We start from the raw sequence: 16,788 nt of genomic DNA, 5'->3' as shown, positions 1-16,788 counted from the left end.
GAGGGTTCCCGGAACGAAACTCACCACAGAACAGTTTTGACGTCTGTCCACTTGTGCACACGGCCAGCGATCGAGACTCGCTCGTGCTGAAAGGAGAGCAGGGATTTACGATGGACGCGCGTATCGGGAAGGCTACGGAGGTCGGCAGCCGGCCGGCCAACAATCTGCTGCGACGCTTGAGTCCGGCCGACTATGCGCTGCTCGCGCCACACGTCATCGTTGACGATGCCGCGGCCAACGAGCTGCTCTACAGTCCCGGCGACGATGTCCAGGTCGTGCACTTTCCGTGCGGGCCGTCGCTTGCGACCTTTCTCGTTCCCAACGAAGACGGCCGCGACGTCGAGACCATCCTGGTCGGCCGCGAAGGCGCGGTCGGCGGCATCGTCAGCGAGGGATTTCTGCCGGCCTACACCCGCATCTGCGTGAAATTCGGCGGGCCGTTTGCGCGCATCCACGTCGGCAAATTGGAGGCGGCCAAGCTGCGCTCGCCCACGCTGCGCAACATCTTCGTCCGCTATGCCGACTGCATGCTGGCGCAGATCTTCCAGTCCACCGCCTGCAACGCCATCCACTCGATCGAGCAGCGCACGGCGAAATGGATCCTGGCGGCGATGGAGCGGACCGGCGACGAGAGCAGCGTGCCGCTGACGCATGAGCAGCTTGCGACGCTGCTCGGGGTGGGGCGCAGCTATGCGAGCCGCGTGCTCCAGTCGTTCAGGGCCGACGGCATCCTCGACACGCGGCGCGGCTCGATCCTGGTCCGCGACCGCGACCGCCTGCGCCTGCGCGCCTGCCTCTGCAACGAGGCGGTGAAGAACCATTTCGAGGAAGTGCTGCGCGGCGTCTACCCGACGGAGGAGGCGAGCAGCACGGGCTGACCCTCTCCGGCGCGCTCCCGATCCCCCTGACCTCCCGCTCCATGCAGAGCAATCGCATGTGGATTTCACGAGGATTGTCCGCGGGCTTGCTTCGCCTCTCCCGCTTGCGGGAGAGGCCGACGCGCCCCGGGGCGATGCGAAGCATCGTCCCGAGCGCGGCGGGTGAGGGCTCTCACCACGCAGGGACGTCCTCCGCAATCCCAGGCAATCCCGCCGCGGAGACACCCCACCCCAGCCCTCCCCCGCAAGCGGGAGAGGGAGCCGAGCGCCGGTGCCGCCGCATCGTGCACACCACATGCGATAGCCCTGCGCTCCATGAAAGGATGCCGACGTGCGACACCGCACGTCCGCCGTGCTATACCCGCTCCGCATGAGCGGGGCATTCCTTCACACTGTCTTCGATGTTGCGGCGTGGCTGGCGGCGGGGGCGGCGGTTTACTGGCTGTCGCGACAAGGCTTGCGGTTTCCGGCGCAATCCTTCGAGCTTCCCTACATCGCCGCGCTGGTGTTCGGCGCCGGCCTTGCCGCCTATCTGTTCGGGTCCGCCAATCTGTGGCTGTCGGGCGAAAGCGGCATTGCGCGCTCGGTCGAGGGCGCGCTTGCCGGCGGCATCGTGGCGGTCGAGCTCTACAAATGGACCGCCGGCATCGCCCTGCGCACGGGCGCGCGGTTTGCGCTGCCGCTGGCCCTCGGTATCGCGATCGGACGGCTCGGCTGCTATTTCGCGGGCCTCGACGATTTCACCTACGGCACGCCGACGGCATTGCCCTGGGGCCATGATTTCGGCGACGGCATTCTCCGCCATCCCGTGCAGCTCTACGAGAGCGCCGCGATGGGCATGTTCGCGCTGCTCTATGTGCTGGCGGTCTTGAACCGGAACGCATTCGCGATCACCAATGGTTTCTACCTGGTTCTGCTCTACTATGGAGCGCAGCGCTTCCTGTGGGAATTCCTCAAGCCCTATGGCACGCTGATCGGCCCCCTCACGCTGTTTCACCTGCTGTCGCTGTTCATCCTCCTCTACGCCGCAATCATGCTGGCGACGGCGCCCAAAGCGAGACCTGTGCATGAACGCGCCGTTGCGTAAGTCGCGTCCCTACATCTTCTGGGGCCAGACCCAGTCCCTCTGCGAGACCTGCCTGAAGCTGGTGCCGACCAAGATCCAGATCCTCGACAACGAGGTCTGGTACGAAAAGCGGTGCAAGGAGCATGGCGTTCAGTCGACGCTCGTGTCCACCGACGCGGCCTATTGGCGTTTGTGCAAGGATTTCATCAAGCCTGGCGACCGCCCGCTGCAATTCCAGCACCGCACCGAATTCGGCTGCCCCTATGATTGCGGCCTCTGCCCGGATCACGAGCAGCATTCCTGCCTCGCGCTGATCGAGATCACCGAGCACTGCAATCTCACCTGCCCGGTCTGCTTCGCCGAATCCGCGCCGGCGCGAACCAAATTCACCCCGCTCGCGACCGTGGAGAAGATGCTCGACGCGCTGGTTGCCAGCGAGGGCGAGCCCGACCTCGTGCAGATTTCCGGCGGCGAGCCGACATTGCACCCGGACTTCTTCGCGATCCTGGACGCCGTGCGCGCCCGCCCGATCCGCCATGTCATGATCAACACCAACGGCCTGCGCATTGCCCGCGAAAAGGATTTCGTGGCGCGGCTCGCCGAGAACAAGCGCGGGCTGGAGGTCTATCTCCAGTTCGATTCGCTGCAACGCGATCCATTGATCAATCTGCGCGGCGCGGACCTGCGCAAGATCCGCCAGCAGGCGCTGGAGAATCTCGAGCATTTCGGCGTGTCGACCACGCTGGTGGCGACCATCAAGCGCGGCGTCAACGATGCCGAAATCGGCGACATCGTGCGTCACGCGCTGACCTGGAAATGCGTGCGCGGCGTCACGCTCCAGCCGGTGCAGGATGCCGGCCGCAACGAGAACTTCGACAAGAATACCGACCGCATCATGCTGTCGGAGATTCGCAACCGCGTGGTCGAGACCGGCGTGTTCGGCGACAAGGACATGATCCCGCTGCCCTGCAACCCCGAAAGCATCTCGATCGGCTACGGCCTGCGCAAAGGCGAGAAGGTGCTGCCGCTGACCTCGCTGATCCCGCAGGAACAGCTGGTTGCGGTGATGCCCAACACCATCAGCCCGGAAAAATATCCGATGCTGCGGGAAAAATTTGTCGATCTGTTCTCACTGTCGTCGGGGCCGATCAACACCTCCGAGCGCGTTTGCGAGCTCTTGTGCTGCCTGCCGAGCTTCGAGGTGCCGGAAGGACTTTCTTACGAGAACGTGTTCCGCGTCACCATCGTGCAGTTTCTCGACCGCTTCAATTTCTGCGTCGGCAACGTCAAGCGGTCCTGCATCCATTTCGTCACGGAGCAGGGCGCGATCATTCCGTTCGACACCTACAATCTGTTCTATCGCAACGGAAAGATCGACGGCATCCGCGCTGCACTGGCTGGCGAGACGTATCGCGAGGCACGCCAAAGCGAGGAGGTGCCGCGATGAGCGACACCGGCACGCCTCCTCCGACTCCGACGCCGCAAGGGGACGCGCCTCCGATGGCGCCGCCACGGCGCGACGGGCGCCTGACCGCTTTCATGGTGATCGCCGGCGTGGTGCTGCTTTTCCCCGGCCTGTGCTTCCTGGCATTCGGCGGCCAAGGTGCCCCCTTTGTCCTGATTGGATTGGTCCTGGTCGGATTTGCGATCTTCCTGTTCATCCGCGCGGCGAGCCCGCCCAAGCCCTGACAAGAGTGTCGCCTCCTCATGAGCAACATCGCCCCCCCGCCCCCGCCTCCTCCGGCCGCCCCGCCGCAGCGCGGCGGCTGCCTGACCGCGCTCATGGCGATCTCCGGGGTCATCCTGCTGCTTCCGGGTCTCTGCGCACTCCTGTTCGGCGGAATCTCCATATCCGAGGGGGGCAAGATCGATTCCGACATCGCCCCGCTGGTCTTCCTGGGGCTGGTCGTCGGCATCGGGGGCGTCGTCCTGATCTGGGCGGCGATCAAGGGGCGAAAGGCCCCCGCTCATCCCGGAACCCAGCCCTAAGCCCCGGGAATTCCCGGACAAAATTCAGTCAACCAACCGGCAAAGAACACATTGTTTTTTGGCGGTTTTTGCATATATTGCGCCGCAACGCGCAGGGTGCCCGGTCGATAGACCGGGCTTCCCTTTTTGGGCGGAAAGCGCCCGTTTCCAGTCTTCCAGCGTTGTTTCGAGAAGAGGTCCCGGTCTGGCCGGCGAGATCGCGCTTAACCCATTGTTCGAACGCAAAGAAGCTCACTCATGAACCTCCGCAACGTCGCCATCATCGCCCACGTCGACCACGGCAAGACGACCCTGGTCGACAAACTCCTCCAGCAGTCCGGCACGTTCCGCGAGAACCAGAAGGTGACGGATCGCGCCATGGACTCCAACGACCTGGAGCGCGAGCGCGGCATCACCATTCTGGCCAAGGCAGCCTCGGTGCAGTGGAAGGACACCCGGGTCAACATCGTCGACACCCCCGGCCACGCCGATTTCGGCGGCGAGGTCGAGCGCATCCTCAACATGGTGGACGGCGCGCTGGTGCTGGTGGACGCCGCTGAAGGCCCGCTGCCGCAGACCAAGTTCGTGGTCTCCAAGGCGCTGAAGGTCGGCCTCAAGCCGATCGTCGTCATCAACAAGGTCGACCGCCCCGACGCGCGCCCGACCGAAGTCATCAACGAGGTGTTCGACCTGTTCGCGGCGCTCGACGCCAGCGAGGAGCAGCTCGACTTCCCGATCCTCTACGGATCGGCCAAGCAGGGCTGGATGGCCGAGAGCCCCGAGGGTCCGCAGGACAAGGGCATGGAGCCGCTGTTCGACCTGATCCTGCGCCACGTCGCGCCGCCGACGGTCGAGGAAGGTCCGTTCAGGATGATCGGCACCATCCTGGAGGCCAACCCCTATCTCGGCCGCATCATCACCGGCCGCATCTCCTCCGGCGTGCTCAAACCGAACCAGCAGGTCAAGGTGCTGCATGCCGACGGCAAGCTGGTCGAGACCGGGCGCATCACCAAGATCCTGGCGTTTCGCGGCCTTGAGCGCACGCCGCTGGATGAAGCCGAAGCCGGCGACATCGTCGCCATCGCGGGCCTGACCAAGGGCACCGTCGCCGACACCTTCTGCGATCCGACCGTCGAGGTGCCGCTGCCGGCACAGCCGATCGATCCGCCGACCGTGTCGATGTCCTTCATCGTCAACAATTCCCCGCTCGCCGGCACCGAAGGCGACAAGGTGACGAGCCGCATGATCCGCGACCGTCTGCTCCGTGAAGCCGAAGGCAACGTCGCGCTGCGCGTCGTCGAGGCCGCCGACAAGGACGCGATGGAAGTCTCGGGCCGCGGCGAATTGCAGCTCGCGATCCTGATCGAGACCATGCGCCGTGAGGGCTTCGAGCTCTCGGTGTCGCGCCCGCGCGTCGTGTACCAGAAGGACGAAGCCACCGGCGCCACCATGGAGCCGATCGAGGAGGTCGTGATCGACGTCGACGAGGAGCATTCCGGCGTCGTCGTGCAGAAGATGAGCGAGCGCAAGTCCGAGCTGGTCGAGATGAAGCCGTCCGGCGGCAACCGCCTGCGCCTGGTGTTCTACGCGCCGACCCGCGGCCTGATCGGCTACCAGGGCGAGCTGCTCACCGACACCCGCGGCACCGCGATCATGAACCGCCTGTTCCACGGCTACGCCCCGTACAAGGGCGAGATCCAGGGCCGCCGCAACGGCGTGCTGATCTCCAACGACCAGGGCGAGGCCGTGGCCTACGCCATGTTCAAGCTGGAAGACCGCGGCCCGATGATGATCGAGCCGGGCTGGAAGGTCTACAAGGGCATGATCGTCGGCGAGCACACCCGCGACAACGATCTCGAGATCAACGTGCTCAAGGGCAAGCAGCTCACCAACATCCGCACGACGTCGAAGGACGAAGCCGTGCGCCTGACCCCGCCGATCCGCATGACTCTGGAAAAGGCGCTCGCCTATATCGAGGACGACGAGCTCGTCGAGGTCACCCCGAAGTCGATCCGCCTGCGCAAGAAGCACCTCGACCCGAACGAGCGCAAGCGCGCGGAGAAGTCCAAGGAAGCGGTGGCGTAAGCTACCGCACGCCGTTGTGCCGTAGGGTGGGCAAAGCGTAGCGTGCCCACCACTTGAAGTCCCGGTCGGCAATGGTGGGCACGGCGCAAGAGCGCCTTTGCCCACCCTACGGAGCGTCACTCCCGCCTCTGGAATACTGGATCACCCGCTCCAGTGCGCAAGCGCGCACAGGGCGGGTGATGACAGCTGACTTGTGGCGGCTTCAGCACATCCAGCGAACGTGCTAGAGCCCGCCCATGAGCTCCCTTCCCTCCTCCGTTGATGTCGCGATCATCGGCGCCGGTGCTGCCGGGCTCGGCGCGGCGCACGCGCTGGCGGGTTCCGGCCTCTCCGCCATCGTGCTGGAGGCCCGCGACCGGCTCGGTGGCCGGGCGTGGACCGTGCAGGCCTCGCCCGAGGTGACGTTCGACGTCGGCTGCGGCTGGCTGCATTCGGCGGACCAAAACTCCTTCGTCGCAATCGCAAGGCAGCTCGATTTCGAGGTCAACAAGGACCTGCCGCCCTGGCGCGAGCGCGCCTTCGGCAACGCGTTTCCGCAAAGCCAGCGCGACGAGTTCATGCAGGCGATGGACGCGTTCTACGAGCGCCTCTGGCAGGCCGCGCAAAAGGGCAAGGACGAGCCCGCGAGCCTGAGCCTCGAGCCCGGCAATCGCTGGAATCCCATGATCGACGCGATCTCGACCTATATCAACGGCTGCGAACTCAAGGACATGTCGACGCTGGACTGGGACGCCTATGAGGACACCAACCTCAACTGGCGCATCCGCCGCGGCTACGGCGCCCTGGTCGTGGCCTATGGCGCGCCCTGCCCGGTGGCGCTGAACTGCATGGTCACGCTGATCGATCATTCCGGCCCGCGCATTCGTATCGAGACGTCGCAGGGCACGCTGACCGCCGGCAAGGCGATCGTCACCGTGCCGACCAATCTGATCGCCGATGAGGCGATCCGCTTCTCGCCACAGCTCCCCGCCAAGGTCGATGCCGCAGCCGGCCTGCCGCTCGGTGTCGACGACAAGGTGACGCTGGCGCTTGGCGATGCCGAAGCGTTCCCTAGGGAAGGCAACCTGCGCGGCGCCACCATGCGCACCGCGATGGGCACCTACCACATCCGCCCGTTCGGCCAGCCCTGCATCGAAGGCTTTTTTGGCGGCAGCTTCGCAAGAGAACTGGAAGACGCCGGCGACGGCGCCATCGCCGCGCAGAGCATCGACGAGATCGCCAGCTTCCTCGGCAACGACATCCGCCGCAAGCTGAAGCCGCTGTGCGAGTCGCGTTGGGCGCATGATCCTTTCGCGCGAGGGTCGTATTCGCACGCGCTGCCCGGACACGCCGGCGACCGTGCGGTGCTGGCTGCACCGGTGGATGGACGGCTGTTTTTCGCCGGAGAGGCGACGTCGCCGACCTTCTTCACCACGGCGCACGGGGCGCGGGACAGCGGAGAACGGGCGGCGAAGGAAGTGCTGGCGGCTCTGCGCAAGCCATAACCGCAAACTCCGTCATTGCGAGCGCAGCGACAAGTCACTCGATTACCCGCGCCCGCAACTCCGCATCCGGCACAAAGCACGCCTCGTACTTCCCGAAAATGCGATAGCGGTTGCGCGCGATGAGGCTGTAGACGGGATCCCGCAGCGGCTTCGGTACCGCGAACAACGCGCGTACCCAGCCCCAATCGGGAAGCTGCGACAGCACCATCAGCGCTGCATCCGACTTCATGAACACCTCGCCGCCGTGGATCACGGCGTTGGTGTCGGGATCCCCAGGGTCGATGCCGAACGTGCGCGCCAAACGCGCCCCATAGTCCGACTGGATCGGCGTGAAACGAAAGCGCTTCGCCGTGTCGCGCTTGGCGACGAAGCGCACCCAGCGCGAGCAGAAGATGCAGACGCCGTCGAACAGGATCACATCGTCGTCGGGCCATTTTGGCATCAGCGATTATCCAGCATCAGCAGCGCAACCAGCATCAGCACGATCGCAGGCCCCGTCTTGACCAGCGCGCCGAGCGGCTCGATCCAGAGATCGGGCGTCAGGATCGCCGCGCCGAGCATATAGCCGAGCGAGGCGACAATGCCCGCGACCAAGCCGACCGCAGCCGTACGTCGGAACGCGATCAGCACGCCGATGCTCATGTCCATCAGGCTGGTGCCGATGGTGATGGGATCGACCAGCGCAGGCGCAAAATTGTGCGCGCTCAGGATGCCGGCGGCGGCGCGGTAGGAGACGAACAGCGCGATGAAGCCGGAGACGACCCAGAACGCGGCCAGGCTCGCGAAGATCAGCGCCTTGACCAGGAACAGCCGCGCGAACCATTTGTCCTGGATGGTGGCGGGATGACGTCCGATCACTTCAGCCAGCGTTTTCGGCACGATGCCCGTGGCGGCGATCCAGGCCGAGGGATCACCGCTCACGCCGCGGCGCAGCTCGGCTATGGCGGTGGAGCGCATCGGCGGCATCCAGCCGAGATAATTGGCGAGATCGCCGATTTTCGCGCCGAGATCGAGCATCAAGGTCGGCATCGCGATGCGCGGCCAACCGGCCGTGCCGAATGCGAACCGAAACTGCTTGATGATTCCGGCCATGGTGACCGGCTCCGATAGCATCAGGTCCCAGCACACTGATATCACGGATGCATCGTCGATATCACGCGCGGCGAGCCAGGCGATGGTCGCCGAGATGTCCTCGACCGCGACGGGCTGGAACGGCGTCGCCATCTCCGCACCCGGCAAGTCGAGCGGGAAGGCGGCGAGCGCGCGCAGCATGGCGCTGCCGCCATAGGCTGACGGCGCGACCACGAAGCCGGGCCGCAGGATGGCATGGGCGATGCCGGAGGCCGCGATCAATCGCTCGGCCTCGCGTTTGGTCGTCGCGAAGGCGGTGCGGTCGGCTTCGGCCATTCCCGGAATCGAGATGTGCACCAGCCGGATCGCGCTGTCGCCGATCGCCTGAAGCAGACGCGCGACGAAATCCCGGTGCACGGCGCTTGTGTCGCTGCCGGGCCCATCCTGGAGCACGCCGAGGCAATTCACGACGACATCCACGGCCTGCTCGCGCAGCAGGCGCGTCAGCGCGGCCGCATCGAGCGATAGGATTGGAAGCTCGATATCGAGCGCGCCCATCTTCTGCGCCGGCGACAGGCTGCGCGCCACGCCGACGGCGCGAAAGCCCCGCGCGCGCAGATCGTCGGTGACGAAGCGGCCGATCAGGCCGGAGGCGCCGAGCACCAGGATGGTTCGCTGGTTCATCATTCCCTCAAAACGGCTTGGCGACCATCAGCCAGAGGATGAGCATCGTCGCGCCGAAGCCGGGGAAGCCGAACGCGAACCAGCGGCGGAACAGGACGAAGTAACGCTCCGGCAGCGCGGCGCGCTGCTCGGAAGCCTTGCGCGCGAGATCGCGCATCTCGATCTGCATGAAGACGACAGGGATCCAGAACAGGCCCGCGATGGCATAGAGCGCGAGCGACGCGAGCAGCCAGCGCTCCGTGAACGACGTGGCCGAGAGCATCATCAGCAGGCCACCGCTGACCGGCTGCAAGATCACGGCCGACAGCGTGAAGATCGCGTCGGCAATCACCACCACCGAGGCGGTGCGCGCAATGAAGTCTGCATCGTGCGTGCGATGCGCCATCAGCATGAAGAAGGCGATGCCGGTTCCGGTGCCGAGGATGACGATGGCGCCGAGCACGTGCAGGTATTTGACCAGGAAATACAACGTCATGGTTTCTTCTTCAGCGCACGCTCGAGCTCGCTGCCGGCGGCTTTGACGCCGGCTTCGGTCTCGATCATCCAGTGCCCCTCGCTGCCCACCCCGGGCAGTGCGCGGAAATCGACCTTGCCGCCACCGCCGCGAAATGCATCTGCCAGCGACTTCGAAAATACCGGCGGAAAATAGCTGTCATTGCTCGCAACGAGCCATGTGACGGGAATGCGCGCCGCCTTGCCGAATTCAGCGGCGGCCGCGAGAAGCGCATGGGGCGCGCAGATCCGGTTCGGTTCGTCATTGGCATGGCCGCCGCGCCCCGGCGCAATTACTGTGATCGCCGAGATCGTCTTGGGCTCGGCATTGGCGAGCGCCAGCGCGCCCCAGCCGCCGGCGGAATGGCCGATCACGATCGCGGCATCCTTGCGGATGAAATCCTGCTTTCGCAAATGGTCCAGTGCCAGCGAAATTTCTTCGGCGGTCGCACGACCCGCGCGCGCGTAATCCGCTTCGTCACAGCCGCCCTGGTCTTCGACATAGCGGCCGCCGGTTGCACCGTGGCCGAGCCGTTCCGGCACCAGCACGGCAAAGCCGCGCGCGACGAGGAACGCTGTGAGCGCGCGGTATTCCGGCTGCGGCATTTGTGCACGACGCAAGCCATTCTGCGTCGAAGCATGCGCGATGACCGCGAGTCGAAATGGACCGGCACCGAACGGGCGAAACAGCAGCGCATGCGCGGCAATGTCCGTATCCGGCGACGGCACACGCCACTCCTGCCGGCGAAACGGCTCGCCTTCCTCGCCCGATGCAGCGAACGTGACCTGGGCGCACAGAGGCGGCGCGGTCAGCACGGCCAGCAGAGGCAGGAGCGCGAAGATGTTGAAGAGCCGCATGAATTGCCGGAGTCGAGCACGGACAACGAAGGCCAGACTAACGGGAACGAATCATCCTGGGCGGACTTTCTGCGTTGCCATCGCCATTCATTGGTTGCTGCAACCGAGTTTTGCACCGACGCATGGCAGTTCGTTGCCGTTCAGGGCAGCGCCTTGTCCTCTTTCGGTACAACACAGTTGAAATACTGATGCAGAAAGTCCACAGGTTAACCGATAATTAACGATAGGTCTTGCCGCCGACGCGGCGACTTGGTTTGATCGTGTCCATGAGCACAACCCTGATCGAGGTCCGGCCGGCCAAAGCTGCAGATGCAACTGCGGTGGCGTCAACCCATGACGAAGCCTGGCGCTCGGCCTATCAGGGCATCATTCCCGGCGCCGAGCTGGAGAAGCTGATCAACCGCCGCGGTCCGCAGTGGTGGGACAGCGCGATCCGCAAGGGCAGCCGCGTCAGCGTGCTGGTGTTCGGCGACAAGATCGCAGGCTATGCCAATTACGGCCGTAACCGTGCCCGCAGCCTGCACTTCGACGGCGAGATCTACGAGCTCTATCTGCGCCCCGAATTCCAGGGCCTCGGCTTTGGCCGTCGCCTGTTCGCCGCCGCTCGCCGCGACCTGATGCAGAGCGGGCTGAAGAGCATGGTCGTGTGGGCGCTCTCGGACAACGATCCGGCGACCGAGTTCTACCGGGCCCTGGGCGGCCGCATGGTGGCGCGTTCTTCGGAACGATTCGGGCCGAAGTCGCTCGACAAGGTTGCCTTCGCTTGGACCAATTGAGCTGCTGAAAGTCTAGCCGGCAGCGTTTCCCATCCGTCGATACCGTTGCCGCTTGAGCCGGTGTTCGCCGGATTCATTATTTCAAAAAAACACGATGGATTGGGGGGCCAAGCCCGCGTATGACAGCGCCAAAATCGCTGCCGGGCGCGATTTAACCTCGGCAACAACGGAGCCTTGAATGCGTATCGATGCTATCTCGATCGGGAAAAACGTCCCACAGGACGTCAATGTCATCATCGAAGTCCCCGTGGGCGGCGAACCGATCAAATACGAGATGGACAAGGAGGCCGGCACGCTGGTGGTCGACCGCTTCCTGTACACGCCGATGCGTTACCCCGGTAACTACGGCTTCATCCCGCACACGTTGTCGGACGACGGTGACCCCTGCGACGTGCTGATCATCAACACCCGCGCCATCATCCCCGGCGCCGTCATGAGCGTACGCCCGGTCGGCGTGCTGTTCATGGAAGACGAAGCCGGCGGCGACGAGAAGATCCTGGCGGTGCCGTCGTCGAAGCTGACGCAGCGCTACGACAAGGTGAAGTCGTACTCCGACCTGCCCGACATCACGCTGCAGCAGATCCAGCACTTCTTCGAGCACTACAAGGATCTCGAGAAGGGCAAGTGGGTGAAGATCCTGCGCTGGGGCGGCCCGGAGGACGCGCACAAGCTGATCCTCGAGGGCATCGAGCGCGAGAAGAAGAAGAAGAAGGGCTGAGCTTCTGTGTCCCGGACGCGGCGCGGCATGAAATGACGCGACGCTGAGCCGGGACCCATGCCGCCACTGGGCCCCGGCTCAGCAGCGCCCCGCTGAAGAAGCGCTGCGCTGCGTCCGGGGCACGAGAGTTTACCTACACCGCCGGCTTCGGCAGCCCGGCGATTGCGCAGGCCGCGCGCAGCGTGTTCACGAGCAGGCACGCCACCGTCATCTGGCCGACGCCGCCGGGCACCGGCGTGATGGCACCGGCAACGCCGAGCGCTTCCTGATAGGCGACGTCGCCGACAAGGCGCGTCTTGCCGTCCTCCTTTGGAATCCGGCTGATGCCGATGTCGATCACGGTCGCGCCGGGCTTCAGCCAGTCGCCGCGCACCATCTCCGGCTTGCCGACGGCGGCGTAGACGAGATCGGCGCGCTTCACGAGGCCCGGCAAATCGCGCGAGCGCGAATGCGCGATGGTCACCGTGGCGTTCTCGTTCAGCAGCAATTGCACCAGCGGCCGGCCGACCAGGTTGGAGCGGCCGATGACGATGGCGTTCAAGCCCTCGAGCGAGGGATGGACGCTCTTGGTCAAAATGATGGAGCCGAGCGGCGTGCAGGGCGACAGCGCTTCGAAACCGCCAGCGAGACGACCGGCATTGTTCGGATGCAGGCCGTCGACATCCTTGGCGGGATCGATGGCGTTGATGACGGCCTCGGTGTTGAGGCCCTTCGGCAGCGGCAGCTGGACAAGAATACCGTGCACGGCGGGATCGCGGTTGAGCTTTGCGACGACGGCCAGCAAGTCCGCTTGCGAGACGTCAGCCGGCAGCTTGTGCTCGAAGGAGGCCATGCCGGCCGCCTGCGTCTGGGTGCCCTTGGAGCGGACATAGACCTCGCTCGCCGGGTCGTTGCCGACCAGGACCACCGCAAGGCCCGGCACCAGATTGTGCTCGCGCTTGACGCGGGCAACCTCGTCGGCCACGCGCGCCCGGAGGTCCGCGGCAATGACTTTTCCATCGATGATCTTGGCCGTCATGTCAGTTCCCTCGGTCTTTCGATTTGGCGGATGCGAGTTGGCGCAAGGTCTCGCCGAGCCGAGCCGGATCGCCGTCGACCGCGATCTGCTTCAGCCGCGAGGTCGCTCCGGACAGGAGTCTTACGCTGGCCTTGGGGACACCAAGCGATTTCGCCAGCAGGACCAAAACGGCCTTGTTGGCCTCGCCGCCATCGGCGATCGCGCGCACCCGCACCTTGAGCACGCTGCGGCCATCGGCCAGCTGCTCGATCCCGTCGATGTCGTCGCGGCCGCCGCGCGGCGTCACCCGCAGCGCGATGCTGATTCCTGCAGCCGAGTAACGCCAGGGTTCCTTGAAGGCCTCTTTCGCGACCAAGGCGCTCCTGCCTGCTTAGATGACGTTCGGGTAGATGTAATACAGGATCACCCGCTCGATGAACATGATGAGCAGGATCAGGATGATCGGCGAGATGTCGAGCCCGCCGAGGCTGGGCAGGAAATTGCGAATCGGCGCCAGCACCGGCTCGGTGATCCGGTAGAGGAACTCCGCAACCGCCGAAACGAACTGGTTGCGGGTGTTCACCACGTTGAAAGCGATCAGCCAGGACAGGATCGCGGAGGCGATCAGCAGCCAGACGTAGAGGTCGAGCACGATGATGACGATGTCGAGAACGGCACGCATGGCTTTTGAAGACTCTGGCTTTTGAAAACTCTGGCTGCGGTCGGGATTGACGCCTTTTGCTAGATATCGGTTCCCCCCGGCCCAAACAAGGGAAGTTCGGACGCAGGAATGGCTAAAACCGGGTTACGCCCGTCCTTGACTTGACCTTGGCAGGGACTTAAATGGCGCCCGGTTGTCGGCCGCGTTTACCAGGGCGGCCAACAAACGGGGCCATAGCTCAGCTGGGAGAGCGCGTCGTTCGCAATGACGAGGTCGGCGGTTCGATCCCGCCTGGCTCCACCAGCCTTCGCAGGCTGCGCCTGCTTCGGCTCGGCAAGCCCGCTCGTAGCGAAGGCTGCCACGCCATAGCCCACGGGGCGACGGCGGGCTCCATCCGAAGACCTCTCCCCCCTACCTCCCCGTAAACCTCGGCGGCCGCTTTTCCATGAAGCTTGCCACGCCCTCCCGGAAATCGCTGCCGCCGAGCGCCACCATCATCTCCCGGTTGGCCTCGATCGTTGCCTCGGCCAGCGTCTGGAACGGCACCTCGTAGAGCTGGCGCTTGATCACGGCCATCGCGCTCGGCGAGACGAAGTCGGCGAGGTCGCGCGCATAGGCGTAGGTTTCCTCGCGGAGCTTCTCCGGCGAGCACAGACGGTTGACCAGCCCGATCCGCAGCGCCTCGTCGCTCGAAACACGGCGCGCCGAGAGCAACAGATCCATCGCATTGGCATGGCCGACGATGCGCGGCAGCATCCAGCTGATGCCGTGCTCGGCGATGAGCCCGCGCCGCGCGAAGGCGGTGGTGAACACGGTGTTGTCGGCGGCAAAGCGCAGGTCGCAATAGAGCGCGTGGACGAGGCCGATGCCCGCGGTCGCGCCGTTGAGCATAGCGATGACGGGCTTGCCGATCGACGGATAGAAGCCGTAGCGCGTCTGCCAGTCGGGCCGGCGATTCATGTCGAAGGGCGGCAGGCTCGATGCGCGCCTGACGTCATCGGGGTCGAGCCCTTTCAGCGCATCCATGTCGGCGCCGGCGCAGAAGGCGCGGCCCGCGCCGGTGAGCACGATGACGCGGACATTGTCGTCGGCGCTTGATGCTTCCATCGCATGGCGCACGTCGCGCTCCATTGTCGGCGTCCACGCGTTCATGCGGTCCGGGCGATTGAGCGTGATGGTCGCGACCTTGTCGCGCACCTCATAGAGAATGTGTTCATAGGCCATGACGCTCTCCCTTTGTCTGCCGGCACGCGTTCGCGCGCGCTCGTTGTCAGCGAGCCTAGCATATCCAGGGATGAGGCAAGGGCTTGCGCGAAGGCGCGATCACTCGGCGGCTTGCGCCAGCAGCGGCCGGCGCGCCAGCCAGCCATTGATGAAGTGATCGAGCCAGGCGCGTTCCGCGGCATCGTACACGGCACGGTCCGCGAAATGATGATGCCGCTCGCGCGCACCGGGCGCGCTGAACCCGTCATAGCCGCGCGTGGTCCAGCGATGCATCATGGCGTAGGTCACGTCAGGATGAAACTGCACGCCGAAGGCATGGCCCGCACGGAACGCCTGCACCGGAAAATCGTCGCCTTCCGCCAGCAGCTCAGTGCCGGCCGGCAGCTCGAAACCCTCGCGGTGCCAGTGATAGACCTGCGCCGGCCAGGCCGGACAGAGCGCGTGGCCCGCGGCCGTCGGGCGGATCGGGTAGTAGCCGATCTGGGTCAGTGCCTCCGCATGCGGCGCGACGCGGGCCCCGAGCTGCATCGCCAGCATCTGCGCACCGAGACAGATGCCGAGGAACGGCCGCTGTTCGCGAAGCGGAATTTCGATCCAGTCGATCTCGCGGCGGATGTAGTCGTCGGGATCGTTGGCGCTCATGGGGCCGCCGAAGACCACGGCGCCGGCATGCTGATCGAGCGTCTCCGGAAGCGGATCGCCAAAGCGGGGACGGCGGATGTCGAGACGATGGCCGAGCGCGCGCAGCGCATTGCCGACCCGGCCGGGCGTCGAGGATTCCTGGTGCAGGACAATCAGAACCGGCAACCGGGCTTCGGGACGAGCAGCAGATGCGCCAAGGGCCCTTCTCTTCGGGAAGGGCACCAATTCCGCGCCACCAAACCTGTCCGTCCGGAACGACATTGCCTTTCCAAATGCTATCGGTTCAGACCGCCAGCATAGCTAAGCGATGGTTAACATCGTGTGAGTTTGCGCACACACGACACCGATCAGGAAAGCAAGCTCCGGGCCACGACAGGCTTCGAGCGTTCTTCAGCGTCTCTGCCGCTGGAATCGGCTGGTGGCGGACAGGATGAAGCCGCGCGGGAAGAAACGTAGCGCGAACGGCACAATCTTGATGCCGAGACCCGGCAGCACTGCCCGTTTATTTGCCATCAGCCCACGATAGGCCTCCCGTGCAACATCGGAGGCAGGAACATTGAGAAGGGCCGTATTGTGTCCGGATCCGACGCCGGCGCGCGCCTGGAATTCGGTAGGCACCGGACCCGGGCAAAGTACGGTGACGCGGACGCCGCGCGGCGCGAGCTCCGCCCGCAAGGCCTCGGTGAGAGAAATCACATAGGCCTTGGACGCGTAATAGACCGCCATGCCGGGGCCGGGCAGAAAGCCGGCGACCGAGCCGACATTGAGAAGACCGCCCTTGTTCCTGATGAGCTGATCGGCAAATCGCAGCGACAGATCGGTCAGGGCCCGGACGTTGACGTCGACGATGCCAACCTGCTCGTCGCGATCGCACTCGATGGCATCGCCGAACACGCCGAAGCCGGCATTGTTGACGAGATGGTCGAGCTCGACATCTTCGGCGGCGAGCGCGGCCGCGATCTTCTCGCCGGCATCAGCTTCCTGGAGGTCGCAGGCGATTACGATCGGCTTCTTGCCGCCCTTGGCGGCGAGTTCGTTCGCGAGCGCCTCGAGCCGGTCCGCACGCCGCGCCGTCAGCGCCAGACGGTGTCCATTCGCGGCGAACACCCGCGCCAGCTCCGTGCCGATGCCCGCCGAGGCACCGGTGATCAACGTTACCCGCTCAGTCACGATCGAAGTCTCTT

The 16,788-nt window shown here is 65.1% G+C and carries 19 protein-coding genes and 1 tRNA gene; 10 read left to right on the top strand and 10 right to left on the bottom strand.

The genetic code is table 11. The features are described 5' to 3' along the window. Positions 1-110 precede the first annotated feature (110 nt). The 7 genes from AAFG50_RS00555 to AAFG50_RS00525 all read left to right on the top strand — a co-directional run bounded on the left by AAFG50_RS00555 (position 111) and on the right by AAFG50_RS00525 (position 7,481). Positions 111-878, top strand: coding sequence for a Crp/Fnr family transcriptional regulator (locus AAFG50_RS00555; protein WP_028174929.1), 768 nt, complete (start codon positions 111-113; stop codon positions 876-878). 370 nt (positions 879-1,248) lie between these two features. Further along, on the top strand, positions 1,249-1,965 hold the full coding sequence (locus AAFG50_RS00550; protein ID WP_028174930.1) for a prolipoprotein diacylglyceryl transferase family protein: 717 nt from the start codon (positions 1,249-1,251) through the stop codon (positions 1,963-1,965). Further along, a complete protein-coding gene (locus AAFG50_RS00545) occupies positions 1,946-3,391 on the top strand; it encodes a radical SAM protein (RefSeq protein WP_028174931.1) in 1,446 nt (481 codons plus the stop codon). The genes AAFG50_RS00550 and AAFG50_RS00545 overlap by 20 nt, the downstream gene beginning before the upstream one ends. Continuing rightward, positions 3,388-3,633 carry a hypothetical protein gene (locus tag AAFG50_RS00540; protein WP_028174932.1) on the top strand — a complete coding sequence of 82 codons (246 nt, stop codon included), beginning with the start codon at positions 3,388-3,390 and terminating at the stop codon, positions 3,631-3,633. Before AAFG50_RS00545 ends, AAFG50_RS00540 begins: the two co-directional genes overlap by 4 nt. Before the next feature lie 18 nt (positions 3,634-3,651). Next, positions 3,652-3,933 carry a hypothetical protein gene (locus AAFG50_RS00535; protein WP_011083370.1) on the top strand — a complete coding sequence of 94 codons (282 nt, stop codon included), beginning with the start codon at positions 3,652-3,654 and terminating at the stop codon, positions 3,931-3,933. A gap of 237 nt (positions 3,934-4,170) precedes the next feature. Next, positions 4,171-5,997, top strand: a complete 1,827-nt coding sequence (gene typA, locus AAFG50_RS00530) for a translational GTPase TypA (protein ID WP_028174933.1) — start codon at positions 4,171-4,173, stop codon at positions 5,995-5,997. A gap of 236 nt (positions 5,998-6,233) precedes the next feature. Further along, positions 6,234-7,481 (top strand): NAD(P)/FAD-dependent oxidoreductase, encoded by a 1,248-nt coding sequence (locus tag AAFG50_RS00525; protein WP_028174934.1) that lies wholly within the window; start codon positions 6,234-6,236, stop codon positions 7,479-7,481. Between the two features lie 34 nt (positions 7,482-7,515). Here the strand turns inward: AAFG50_RS00525 and AAFG50_RS00520 are convergent, their stop codons facing one another. Genes AAFG50_RS00520 through AAFG50_RS00505 form a run of 4 tightly spaced genes read right to left on the bottom strand, consistent with a single transcriptional unit; the run spans position 7,516 to position 10,586 of the window. Then, positions 7,516-7,923 (bottom strand): DCC1-like thiol-disulfide oxidoreductase family protein, encoded by a 408-nt coding sequence (locus AAFG50_RS00520; protein WP_028174935.1) that lies wholly within the window; start codon positions 7,921-7,923, stop codon positions 7,516-7,518. Continuing rightward, positions 7,923-9,236, bottom strand: coding sequence for an SDR family oxidoreductase (locus AAFG50_RS00515; RefSeq protein ID WP_028174936.1), 1,314 nt, complete (start codon positions 9,234-9,236; stop codon positions 7,923-7,925). The genes AAFG50_RS00520 and AAFG50_RS00515 overlap by 1 nt, the downstream gene beginning before the upstream one ends. A gap of 7 nt (positions 9,237-9,243) precedes the next feature. Continuing rightward, the gene (locus AAFG50_RS00510; protein WP_011083376.1) at positions 9,244-9,711 is read right to left on the bottom strand and encodes a DUF2269 domain-containing protein; all 468 of its coding nucleotides are present in this window, start codon (positions 9,709-9,711) and stop codon (positions 9,244-9,246) included. Further along, complete coding sequence (locus AAFG50_RS00505) at positions 9,708-10,586, bottom strand: alpha/beta fold hydrolase (protein WP_028174937.1); 879 nt, start codon at positions 10,584-10,586, stop codon at positions 9,708-9,710. The genes AAFG50_RS00510 and AAFG50_RS00505 overlap by 4 nt, the downstream gene beginning before the upstream one ends. Positions 10,587-10,852: 266 nt before the next feature. Between AAFG50_RS00505 and AAFG50_RS00500 the strand changes: the two genes are divergently transcribed. Beyond that, positions 10,853-11,362 carry a GNAT family N-acetyltransferase gene (locus tag AAFG50_RS00500; protein ID WP_008136728.1) on the top strand — a complete coding sequence of 170 codons (510 nt, stop codon included), beginning with the start codon at positions 10,853-10,855 and terminating at the stop codon, positions 11,360-11,362. A gap of 178 nt (positions 11,363-11,540) precedes the next feature. After that, positions 11,541-12,080 carry an inorganic diphosphatase gene (ppa, locus tag AAFG50_RS00495; protein WP_028174938.1) on the top strand — a complete coding sequence of 180 codons (540 nt, stop codon included), beginning with the start codon at positions 11,541-11,543 and terminating at the stop codon, positions 12,078-12,080. Positions 12,081-12,213: 133 nt separating this feature from the next. Here the strand turns inward: ppa and AAFG50_RS00490 are convergent, their stop codons facing one another. Genes AAFG50_RS00490 through AAFG50_RS00480 form a run of 3 tightly spaced genes read right to left on the bottom strand, consistent with a single transcriptional unit; the run spans position 12,214 to position 13,759 of the window. Next, entirely contained in the window at positions 12,214-13,098 is an 885-nt protein-coding gene (locus tag AAFG50_RS00490; RefSeq protein ID WP_011083379.1) for a bifunctional methylenetetrahydrofolate dehydrogenase/methenyltetrahydrofolate cyclohydrolase, read from the bottom strand. Position 13,099: 1 nt separating this feature from the next. Continuing rightward, positions 13,100-13,453 carry a DUF167 domain-containing protein gene (locus AAFG50_RS00485; RefSeq protein WP_028174939.1) on the bottom strand — a complete coding sequence of 118 codons (354 nt, stop codon included), beginning with the start codon at positions 13,451-13,453 and terminating at the stop codon, positions 13,100-13,102. Positions 13,454-13,468: 15 nt separating this feature from the next. After that, positions 13,469-13,759 carry a YggT family protein gene (locus AAFG50_RS00480; RefSeq protein WP_007598721.1) on the bottom strand — a complete coding sequence of 97 codons (291 nt, stop codon included), beginning with the start codon at positions 13,757-13,759 and terminating at the stop codon, positions 13,469-13,471. Between the two features lie 206 nt (positions 13,760-13,965). On the opposite strand from AAFG50_RS00480, the gene AAFG50_RS00475 reads away from it, so the two are divergent. Beyond that, positions 13,966-14,041, top strand: a tRNA-Ala gene (locus tag AAFG50_RS00475). 108 nt (positions 14,042-14,149) lie between these two features. Here AAFG50_RS00475 and AAFG50_RS00470 read toward each other — a convergent pair. The 3 genes from AAFG50_RS00470 to AAFG50_RS00460 all read right to left on the bottom strand — a co-directional run bounded on the left by AAFG50_RS00470 (position 14,150) and on the right by AAFG50_RS00460 (position 16,774). Then, the gene (locus AAFG50_RS00470) at positions 14,150-14,962 is read right to left on the bottom strand and encodes an enoyl-CoA hydratase (protein WP_011083381.1); all 813 of its coding nucleotides are present in this window, start codon (positions 14,960-14,962) and stop codon (positions 14,150-14,152) included. Between the two features lie 99 nt (positions 14,963-15,061). Beyond that, entirely contained in the window at positions 15,062-15,865 is an 804-nt protein-coding gene (locus tag AAFG50_RS00465) for a glutamine amidotransferase (RefSeq protein WP_011083382.1), read from the bottom strand. 129 nt (positions 15,866-15,994) lie between these two features. After that, positions 15,995-16,774: an SDR family oxidoreductase gene (locus AAFG50_RS00460; protein ID WP_011083383.1), complete on the bottom strand. Its 780-nt coding sequence runs from the start codon at positions 16,772-16,774 to the stop codon at positions 15,995-15,997. Positions 16,775-16,788 lie beyond the last annotated feature (14 nt).

The sequence above is a fragment of the Bradyrhizobium sp. B039 genome, from assembly GCF_038965675.1.
GTDB classification, from domain to species: domain Bacteria; phylum Pseudomonadota; class Alphaproteobacteria; order Rhizobiales; family Xanthobacteraceae; genus Bradyrhizobium; species Bradyrhizobium diazoefficiens.
The sequence above is the reverse complement of the archived record's forward strand: the minus strand, read 5'-3'. Positions and strand labels throughout refer to the sequence as shown.